This is a genomic window from Candidatus Omnitrophota bacterium (genome assembly GCA_040755155.1).
GTDB lineage: Bacteria > Hinthialibacterota > Hinthialibacteria > Hinthialibacterales > Hinthialibacteraceae > JBFMBP01.
The window spans coordinates 24794-34191 of sequence record JBFMBP010000015.1 but is presented as its reverse complement, the minus strand read 5'-3'; the positions used below and the strand labels follow the sequence as shown (position 1 = coordinate 34191).

Annotated in this window: 9 protein-coding genes; 2 read left to right on the top strand and 7 right to left on the bottom strand. The window is 52.1% G+C overall.

The features are described 5' to 3' along the window. The 3 genes from AB1656_01800 to AB1656_01790 all read right to left on the bottom strand — a co-directional run. Positions 1-487, bottom strand: a 487-nt coding sequence (locus tag AB1656_01800) for a hypothetical protein (protein ID MEW6234097.1), incomplete at its 3' end; no start/stop codon positions are given. A 206-nt stretch (positions 488-693) separates the two neighbouring features. Then, on the bottom strand, positions 694-1326 hold the full coding sequence (locus AB1656_01795; GenBank protein MEW6234096.1) for a prepilin-type N-terminal cleavage/methylation domain-containing protein: 633 nt from the start codon (positions 1324-1326) through the stop codon (positions 694-696). Positions 1327-1428: 102 nt separating this feature from the next. Then, positions 1429-3159: a CRTAC1 family protein gene (locus AB1656_01790; protein ID MEW6234095.1), complete on the bottom strand. Its 1731-nt coding sequence runs from the start codon at positions 3157-3159 to the stop codon at positions 1429-1431. Positions 3160-3644: 485 nt separating this feature from the next. Here AB1656_01790 and AB1656_01785 point away from each other — a divergent pair, with 485 nt between their 5' ends. Next, positions 3645-3809, top strand: coding sequence for a hypothetical protein (locus AB1656_01785; protein ID MEW6234094.1), 165 nt, complete (start codon positions 3645-3647; stop codon positions 3807-3809). A 153-nt stretch (positions 3810-3962) separates the two neighbouring features. On the opposite strand, the gene AB1656_01780 is transcribed toward AB1656_01785, so the two are convergent. Further along, positions 3963-5261 carry an acetylxylan esterase gene (locus AB1656_01780; GenBank protein ID MEW6234093.1) on the bottom strand — a complete coding sequence of 433 codons (1299 nt, stop codon included), beginning with the start codon at positions 5259-5261 and terminating at the stop codon, positions 3963-3965. 283 nt (positions 5262-5544) lie between these two features. Here AB1656_01780 and AB1656_01775 point away from each other — a divergent pair, with 283 nt between their 5' ends. Next, positions 5545-6861 carry a molybdopterin-binding protein gene (locus tag AB1656_01775; GenBank protein ID MEW6234092.1) on the top strand — a complete coding sequence of 439 codons (1317 nt, stop codon included), beginning with the start codon at positions 5545-5547 and terminating at the stop codon, positions 6859-6861. Positions 6862-6950: 89 nt separating this feature from the next. Here the strand turns inward: AB1656_01775 and AB1656_01770 are convergent, their stop codons facing one another. The 3 genes from AB1656_01770 to AB1656_01760 form a co-directional block, all read right to left on the bottom strand. After that, positions 6951-7220, bottom strand: a complete 270-nt coding sequence (locus tag AB1656_01770) for a hypothetical protein (protein ID MEW6234091.1) — start codon at positions 7218-7220, stop codon at positions 6951-6953. 128 nt (positions 7221-7348) lie between these two features. Next, positions 7349-7765 carry an L-rhamnose mutarotase gene (locus tag AB1656_01765; protein ID MEW6234090.1) on the bottom strand — a complete coding sequence of 139 codons (417 nt, stop codon included), beginning with the start codon at positions 7763-7765 and terminating at the stop codon, positions 7349-7351. Positions 7766-7779: 14 nt separating this feature from the next. Continuing rightward, positions 7780-9381 (bottom strand): sodium:solute symporter, encoded by a 1602-nt coding sequence (locus AB1656_01760; GenBank protein ID MEW6234089.1) that lies wholly within the window; start codon positions 9379-9381, stop codon positions 7780-7782. Between the last annotated feature and the right edge of the window lie 17 nt (positions 9382-9398).

Sequence of the window (9398 nt, the reverse complement as noted above, 5' to 3'; positions counted from 1 at the left end):
CGATAGCCATGCGCAGCGGGCTGCCCTTCGCGCTTCCGCCGTCCAGGCGATAGACGCCTTTATCGTCGACGGGGACGAGGCCGACCCATTTGCCCACGCTTCTCTTCTGATCCAAATTGGAGGGATTGCGTACGGACAAGGTAACGTCGTATTGCAATTCCGCCGGTTGTTTTTCTCGGCCCAGCACTTTGCTGAACAAACGGGGCTGGCGGGTGATAGAGCCAGAGAATTCCGTGGTTTTAGCGACATTTAATGCGAACTCGTATTTGTCTTTCGTGTTTTCGGCGGGGGATCCTTCCGCCAGTTTCCCAGTGAGGTCGCGAGAGGTTCGCGTTTGAAATTCGATGTTCATCTCTCCCGCGATAATGCCTTCTTCGGTAACCAACGGCAATTCCACCGCCGTCAATGACGGGACCGACAGGATCGTTAGCAAGACTGCAACCAATCCCATGCGTAAGAATGACGATGCGCCGTACGCTTGATTCATTTACTTATTCTCCTTCGATTAGCGTCATCCCTTTCTATAAAGGGATGCGAAATGTATTTTATACATCCTTAACGCGGAAAGGGAATAACTATGACATTTTTTTATGAGGCGACAATAAATCGTTTGTTAAAATTCGGTTTGTCCGGCATTCTCGCTATTGACCTGGCTGCGTCGCGCCTCGCGCCGCAATAGATTCTCTTGCCGGTCTAATGTCCGCTCCAACGAATGATTTCGCCCGCGCTGACTACGCCGTTGCTCGGATGATAAACAGTAGCCATCAACTTGACGGCGGGCGTTTGAATTTTGCAAATGGAACACAGTTCGGTTCCTTCGACGAGGGTTTGAGGGTAATAGGCAAAGTATTGCAGCAAACCGTCCGGCCCGCTGGAAGAGACCATCCATTTGTGGATTCCATAATTGTACTGCCCTCCCGGCCCAGAATGATCCGCCCGGAAATAACCGTAGGCGTAAGCGCCTGGCGCTGTCGACCGATGATCCACCGTACTGTCCAGTTCCAGTGCGCTGCGATGGGGAAATGGATCGGAGGGAATGCTGCTGAGATAAGAGACCGGCGTGGTGAGAGGAATAAACTTTTGAGCGAAATCGTAAAGAGATAGTCCTCCCATTTGTGGAGAAGGGGGAGGCTGGTTGCGATCCAGGCGATAGGACTCGATGGCAATGCGCAAGCCGTCGTGATCGGACTGCGCCCGAGCGACTTTCGCTCGGACTTGCGCGTTGAGGAAATTGGGAACGGCGATGGCCGCCAATATGCCGATGATGGCGACGACGATTAGCAACTCGATCAGCGTGAAAGCGGCGAAGCGGGTATATCTCTGCATGATTTTACTCCTGAAGGAATGGGCGGGAGCGTTTGGAATGCGCTCCCGCCGACTAACAACGTTTTCAATCGAAATACACTGGTTTTTTCCCTTCCTTGGGAATCAACGATAAAGCAACCATGCGCCCACATCCGTTTCGGCGCCTTGTCCTTCGATGAGGAGATGGGACTCTCCGGCGGGCAAAGAACCAAAGGACTCCCAACGGCCATCCGGCCAGCGAACTTTGACTTCCGATTGGAGGCTTTTCCCCAATCCGATTATTTGGGCATAAGGTTCCTGGCAGCCGAAGCCGGAATTACCCAATCCAACAACCCGCATTTGGGTTTGACCGTTCGCGGTGACGTATATCCGCGCTCCCACGGCGAAGGGATTTTTGCCGGTTCCTTTCAATCGAAGCGTCAGGGAATGATTTTCCTGCGCCGCCAATTGGTTTTCGTACAAGCGCAGAGGTCTGTCGCCGTGGTTATTGGTGAAGATCATGTCGCTGTCGCCGTCATTTTCCAAATCGAACCACGAGAGGCCGACCAGATGGGCGATTTCCGTAATCCCCTTGTCCAATAGAGCATTCGCAGCGTCGGCGTTGATGTTGACAAACGATCCGTCGCCTTGATTGATCCAAAGCGGTTGCGGGGAAGTAAAAAAACTGCCGACAGGAAAGTCGTCGTGGGATGGGTGATAAACCAGCGAGAGGTCCAGCCAGCCGTCGTTATTGACGTCTACGAAATTCGCATTGAAGACATAATATTGTTCTCGAATGCCCGCCGATTCGGCGACATCCAGGAACGTCCCGTCGCCGTTGTTGCGGTAGAGTTGGCAGTTCGCGGCGGTTTGTTTGGCGGTCGAACCCACATTGCCGACGAACAAATCCAAATCGCCGTCGTTGTCGCAATCGCCCCATACGGCGCAATGGGAAACTGCTAAGTTGGCAGCGTCGACTCCCGCTTTATCGGTCGCATCGACGAAGGTCCCATCGCCCCGATTTTCGAATAGCCGGTTTTCTGTCGCGGCGATTTCGCCTTCTTCTTCGTGTTCTTCTTCCTCTTCCTCTTCTCCAGCGTGATGATGTTGTTCTTGCGCCGCTAACGCCACGGTAAAGAAGACGTCCAAATCGCCGTCGTTGTCGTAATCGCCCCAGGCCGCCTGTTCTACGCTGGTCAGCTCGTGATGATGTTCGCCTTCTTCCTCATGATGTTCTTCCTCTTCGCTGTGTTGTTCTTCCGCCAGGCCAGCGGCTTCGGTCGCTAAAATAAACGCGCCGTCTCCTTGATTGTTGTAAAGGAAGGGGCCGCTGAAGCGGTTGCACGCCAGCAGATCGAGATCGCCGTCCGCATCGTAATCCGCAAAGGAGGCGCTGGTCCATCCGATCGTGGCGCCTTCGGCGATTCCCGCGACGCCTGCGGCTTCGGCCGCGTCGGCGTAAGTATTATCTCCGTTGTTGCGAAAGAGACGGTTGCGAAGAAAGGTACCGGAGGCTGCGTCCTCTTCCAATTCCATATTGCAGACGAACAGATCTAACCTGCCGTCGCCGTCATAGTCGCCGGAAGCGCCGCCGGCGCTGGCCATCCCCTCTTCGCCGATTCCGGCGGTTTGGCCGATATCTTCGAAACGTCCATCACCCAGGTTCCGGAAGAGCAAATTTTTCGTATTATCTTCCCGGTCGGTGGCGATCCATAAATCCGTCAAGCCGTCGCCGTTCACATCGGTACATACGATTCCCATTTGCGGATAATCGGTATTGCCCTGCAAACCGCTATGAAAAGTGCGATCGATAAAAAGCGTATCTTGCGTCCAACCCACAGAGGAAAAACCGACCGCTGCCATGAATATCGTCATTCCAAGTAAGTTTTTTCTATTTTGATAGTGAAATTTCATATCCTAATAAACCTCCTATCTGTTTTTTTCAATTGAAATTGTTCCTACGCCCCTATGGGCTGATCTTTACCCGTTAGTTAAATGAAACGTAAATGAGCAACGCCTATACTTATCTCTATCCGCTTTTTTGAATCGCGAAACCACGAAAAACCTCGAATTCCACGAAATTTTCGAATCACGGATTTCATGGATGATTTGGATTTCATGGAGAAAAATCTTTTAGTTGTACATACAACAAAGGATGCCGGTGAAATAACGATTCCACCGTCGTAAAACGATTGTAAAAAGCGGAATGAAAATTAGGCTTGTGGAGGAAGGGGAGGCGCACGAATCGAGGTTGTTTTCGAAACGCCGGTTGAAAAACATATATATGGAAGCGCTGCAGGATGAAGTTCGGGACAATTTCTTAAGTCGAGAGCGATTCGCAGGGCTTTGTCGGATGCGGAATGGAGAAAGTGGCAAATGGCGCAGAACGAATCGAAATGCGCGTTTATATGGAGATGCGCCTTGTTGGCAGACGAATGGAATGCGGGACGAGAAGGCGCGCTTGCATCGTGGACATGCCCGCTGCTCAGCATGAGAATAAGGCTGTAGATCAGCGCGGCGAATAGACCAATACGATGTTGTCTCTTTTTATCCGAAAAAAACATAATAACAATATGTTATGGAGGAATACGGCTTCATCAATCCCAACGAAGAAACGGAAGTTGCGTTTGGGTAATGGACGCTTGTCTTTCTGCTATTGTCAATTCGATAAATGATGCTTATTTCGTCCGATCTCGCTTCTCAAAATAGACGTCGGCGAAATCCAGGATTTTATCCCAATAGCCGAGGTTCAGCGTATGCTTTTCGTCGCGGCGGTATTGCAGAATCTCGCCGACATTATCCGCCGTAATCGGGGTTTCCGCTTCGATGACGCCGTTTCCCGCCAAACCTTGGCAGCCGAGAAATTTGTAGACCTTATCCGCCGCCTTTAATGATTTCAAGGCGTTTTCGTAGTTGGCCCATACGTCTTGGAGTCCCGCCGTATCCATCAAAGCTCGGGGAGCGATGAGCGCCATGAGCAGATGCTGGTCGATGGGCAATTTGTCTTCGTTGTTGTTGAATTGGGGAAAAATATCGTTGAACCAATGGGGGAAGACCCGATTGATGCGCTCTACGGTTTCCTGGTTGTTGTTGCGGCTGAGTGCGCAGCCGCCGGTTCCGGATTGGTGAGGAACGGCGAGGGCGACTCGTTCGTCGAAAGCGGCGGCCAGCAACGCCGTCTTTCCGCGGCGGGAATGGCCGATCAAGCAAATTTTGGTCTTATCGATAGCGGAATCCGTTGCGAGGTAATCCACTCCGCGCTGCAAGCCCCACGCCCAGGCGGCGATCGTTCCCCAACGAGCTTCTTGAGGGCCGGGCAGGTTGGGATAAAAGGGATGGATGCCGTCCGTGAAGTCGTTCTTATCGGGATCGATGTCGCCTTGGTAAAAAGTGGCGAAGGCGTATCCGCGATCAAGGCTGTTTTCCACGCGCCAGAAATCCGTCTGGCTGCCGCGGGCGGCGGCGTTCGCCGCTTTGAGGCGATCGTCCAATTCGACGCTGTTATCGACGGTCAAACTGGAAACGGGCGCAACGACCTGATTGCCTAAATCGTTCAATCCCAGAAAAACGGGGAAAGGGCCTTTTTTCTTATTGGGGACGAAAAGCGCCAGATGAATGCGGGGAGCATTTTCCGGCAACTCAGTAAATCGGATTTCCACCTCTTTCAACGTCGCCTTGCCGTTGAAGGCGGCGGGGTCGATTTTCGTAACCGCAGCGGAAATTTTGGGCGGCTCCGGCGCGTAGCCGTACATATAATGTTGAAACAATTTTGTCAGTTCGGGGCGGCGTTGCTCGAACCATTGCTTCTTGGTTTTGACCGGCGTTCCGTCGAACATCGTCAACGGATCGGGCAGTTCGGGATGGGAAGGCAAATCTTGGACGGCGGGAAAAGGTTCGTTCGCGCAATACGAAGTTTTTTCGTTTATTGTAACCATCGATAAAACCAGCGTAAACATTAGAATAAGATGGATGCGCATGTTTCTTCTCCTGTCATTTAATATGGAATCCTTGCGCTGCGCAATGCTCGATCATAGCGCTATAGGCAGTGGTGGGCTACGCTTCGCTTTGAGCCCACCCTATACTTTGGCACGATCATCTCCGATTCGTCAAATTTTGTAAACGCCGAGCGGCGATTCAATTATGGCGGCGGCTTAAAAAAGCGAAATGCTATCGCTGTATAGGGCTTTTCCCTTCCAAATCAAGAATGGAAAATGAAACTGAATAGAACGAATTACAAATTTATGGATTATGAGGCGGATTATGATATCTTTGCGATATTGGCCATCTTTGACGAATATATTTCTTATTCTCGCATTCGCGCAATCTCTCGTCTGCGCCGAAAAGCCTCCCGCCGATCAACTAACGAAGTATGCGCTTGTGATCACCGGCGGCGAGCTGCTGAAAGGCATCTATGCGGATAGTCACACGTTTTTCATCACTCGCGCTTTGGAACCAATAGGCTGTCAGTGCGTATTTTCTTTGAGCGTGGGAGACGTTCGGGAAGACTTGCTTGACGCTTTGAATTACGCCGGCGCGCACGCCGATTTGATTATTACGACCGGCGGATTGGGACCGACGGACGCCGACGTGACCCGTAATGCCTTAATGGAATTCACCGGCATTCCTTTGCGAGAGAATCCTGAGGTCGTCAAGGAGATGCAACGCCGGTTTGGAACGCCGCTAAGGGAAAACATGCGGCGGCAAGCGCGAACGCCGGAAAAAGGAGGGTATATGGCCAATCCCAACGGCACGGCGGCGGGCTTGATTTTCGACGACGGCAAGCGAGTCGTCGCCGCTTTGCCGGGACCGCCGGGCGAATTGCAGCCGATGGCGACGAACCAGTTAATCCCCTTTCTCTCCAAACGATTCGGTCTACGCGCCATCGGCGTCTCGGTCGCCATGCGCTTCGTGGGCGTAGGCGAATCGAGCATCGATCAAACGATTCACGAACATTTGACGCTGCCTTCGGATTTATCGATCGCCTATCAATTCGACCAGGGGCGCGTCGATCTTACTTTTTCCGTACCGGGAAATTCGGAAGAAGATCGAAAGAGACTTAAAGCGCTGGAAGCGGAATTATTAAAATATCTCAAGGAATACATGTACGCCGACGACGGCTCGACCTTGGAAGAATGCGCCATCGGCCTTCTCGAAAAACAGGGCGGAACATTGGTCACGGCGGAAGTGGGAACGGGCGGAGGCGTCGCCGCCAGTTTGAATAACGTGGACGGAGCCGCCCGACGCTTTACGGGAGGTTATGTCGCACCCAGCAACGCCGCCATGGCGCAGAGGCTGGGGCTGGAAGGAGATCTTCCAGCCAACGAACAAACGTCGCAGGAAGCGGCGGCCTTGGAAAACGCCAAACGCGCTTGCCGGCATAACGACAGCGAATGGTCTATTTCCATCTCGGAATTGTATAAGGAAGAGAACGGCGATCCCTGCGTTTGGGCGGCGGTCGGTTCCATGAAAAAAGGTTTTAAAACTCAGCGCATGACTCTGCGCGGACGCGGAAAATCGGCGCAGGACCGGCTAGTAACGCAAGTGCTCGATTTGTTCCGCAGGCGAATAATCGAATGATAAAAGAAGTAGGATGGGATATCTCAAGGGCAGAAACAACCTTGCCCTTGCCATCCTACGTTCAAACTTACATTGATATTAATGTAATATCATACGGAAGGATTCGTAATCTCCGTGGATTGGGGGATGGGGTCCATGATTTCCATTGGGATGTTGAGCCGGTTGTTGACGAAATCGACGAAATTCATAAATTCGTCCAGCATATCGGGAGAGACCCAGTATTCCATGCGGCCTTCACCAGGCTTCTCGGTGCGGACGACGACCATGCCTTCATGATCGTCGAGAAGGGCGTTGATGAAACAGATTTCGGGTTGGGGAAGGCGTCCGGGGATAATGATGCAGTCTTTATGCTTGTCCATTGCGATTCTTTCTTCAAGAGACGAATGGGATTGTTAGATCAATCCATCCTTTTTTTTATAAGTTAAATAGGATCATTCGATGGGTCAAACAACGCGACCCATCCTACATCTGCGCTGGGACTCGCCGTTTAATCCATGTGAAAGACCTCTTCCATTATACTCCATTGATCGCCCGGCTTGCGGTTGGGTAGCGGGATTTGGCAGGGATCGGTCTCTTTCCACCATCTTTGCGTCTCAGCGTCCGCCGCCATTTTAGCCATATCGGCGTCGAAATCTTTTCCGTCATATTCCAGATAGCCGAACAGAAACCAGTCCTTATCATTTACTTGGCGCAGATAGATTGAGTAGTTGCGCACGTGGCAATCCTTAAGTTTCGTTATGACGCCCGGCCAAGGGTTCGCGTGCAGTTTTTTGTAGTATTCGATCTTTTCCGGCTTGATTCCGATGACCATGCCATAGCGCTGGATTTTGGGCTGCGTCTGGGCGCATCCTATTAACAATAAACCGGCAGCGATGAATAAAAAGCGTCGAAATGATTTCAACATGGCGCATTATCCTTTCAGGCGAATAGGTAATAGAGAAACGATACAGTTATAAAAAGAACGGCGGCTACGAATTTATAGTTTCCGATTCCAGGCCAGGCGGGGCCTCGCAGTGCGTCAAGCGGATGGTTCCAAACCAGCGCGGCGCTTTCTTCCGTATGCCGATGCGGAAAAGCGAGAGAAAAGAGAATCAAGATCGCGGAACAAATGACGAAAAGATAAAACGCCGACATCATAAACGGCACGTTCCAGCCGGTGCTGGCTTTATACCAATCGAGATAAAAGACAACGGCGCCCAAAGCGGCGCCCCACCAAAGCGTCATCAAGGCGCCTGTGGAAGAGGCGCGCCGCCAAAATACGCCCCACACGAAAACGGCGGTAATGGGCGGAGCGATATAGCATATCAAAGCATTGATGCCTTGAAAGATGCTTTCGAAGCGCCCGATGTGCGGCGACCATAGAATCGCCGCCGCCATCGCCAGAAACGTTACGCAACGGCCCATACGCACCAACGCATGATCGGAGACATTGGGACGCCAACGCTTGTAAATGTCGTAACTGAAGAGCGTGGCCGTGGAGTTGAGCGCGCCCGAAACTGTGCTCATCAAAGCGGCTAATAAAGAAGCGGCGGCTAATCCCCGCAATCCCGGCGGCAGTAGATTGGCAATCATATAGGCGTAGATATCGGCGGATTTTTCTGGCGGATTAATCAATTGTCCTTGATGAATTAAACCCAGGCACAATAGGCCGGGAAGTACAAAAATAAAAACCGGCAGAATTTTAATGAATCCAGCGAAGAGCGGCCCCAGCCGGGCGTGATTCTCGTCCTTGGCGCCCAACACACGCTGCACGATGGTTTGGTCGGCGCACCAATACCACAGGCCAATCACGGGATAGCCCAAGAAAACGGAATACCAAGGCAGATTGCTGGGATCGTCCGCCGAGCGCAAAATAGTTAGTTTCACCGGCTCCACCGAGGCGCGAAGGCCGCTCCAGCCGCCAATATCGTAATAGGCGATCGCCGTAACGCAGATCGCGCCGAACAGCAAAACCACTGCTTGGATGGATTCCGTCAACACCACCGCCAATAGTCCGCCTAGAATCGTATAGAGGCCCGTCAAAACCGATACGGCGACGATGCTGACATTTTGGTCGATGCCGAACAAGCCATGCAACACAACGGCGCCAGTGTAGAGCGAGAAGCCGATGTGAATGAAGATGGCGGAGAAAATGGAAAGGATGGCCAGCCAGTCTCGGCAGTAACGGTTGTAGCGCTTCTCCAAAAAATCGGGAAGCGTGGCGATGCCCGAACGAATGTAGAACGGCGCGAAGAAGAGCGACAAAGCCATCAAAGTAAACGCCGCCATCCATTCGAAATTGCCATAGGCCAGGCCGTTGACGTAACCTTCCTGCGCCAAGCTCACCAAGTGAATCGTAGAGATATTGGTGGAGAACAGCGCCAGGCCGATAATCGGCCACGTCAACGATTTTCCCGCGAGAAAATAACCTTCTCCCTCCGTTCCCCGGCGGCGCAATCCCGCCCAACAGCCTAATCCCACAATCGCGATCAAATACCCAGCGATCACAACGACATCCAATCCCGCAATGGATAGTTCCATAGAGGCTCCCTTTCATG

Coding starts and splice junctions, on each gene's coding strand:
- AB1656_01795 (MEW6234096.1), bottom strand. CDS start 1,326: ATGCAGAGATATACCCGCTTCGCCGCTTTCACGCTGATCGAGTTGCTA.
- AB1656_01770 (MEW6234091.1), bottom strand. CDS start 7,220: ATGGACAAGCATAAAGACTGCATCATTATCCCCGGACGCCTTCCCCAA.
- AB1656_01785 (MEW6234094.1), top strand. CDS start 3,645: ATGGAGAAAGTGGCAAATGGCGCAGAACGAATCGAAATGCGCGTTTAT.
- AB1656_01775 (MEW6234092.1), top strand. CDS start 5,545: ATGATATCTTTGCGATATTGGCCATCTTTGACGAATATATTTCTTATT.
- AB1656_01780 (MEW6234093.1), bottom strand. CDS start 5,261: ATGCGCATCCATCTTATTCTAATGTTTACGCTGGTTTTATCGATGGTT.
- AB1656_01760 (MEW6234089.1), bottom strand. CDS start 9,381: ATGGAACTATCCATTGCGGGATTGGATGTCGTTGTGATCGCTGGGTAT.
- AB1656_01765 (MEW6234090.1), bottom strand. CDS start 7,765: ATGTTGAAATCATTTCGACGCTTTTTATTCATCGCTGCCGGTTTATTG.
- AB1656_01790 (MEW6234095.1), bottom strand. CDS start 3,159: ATGACGATATTCATGGCAGCGGTCGGTTTTTCCTCTGTGGGTTGGACG.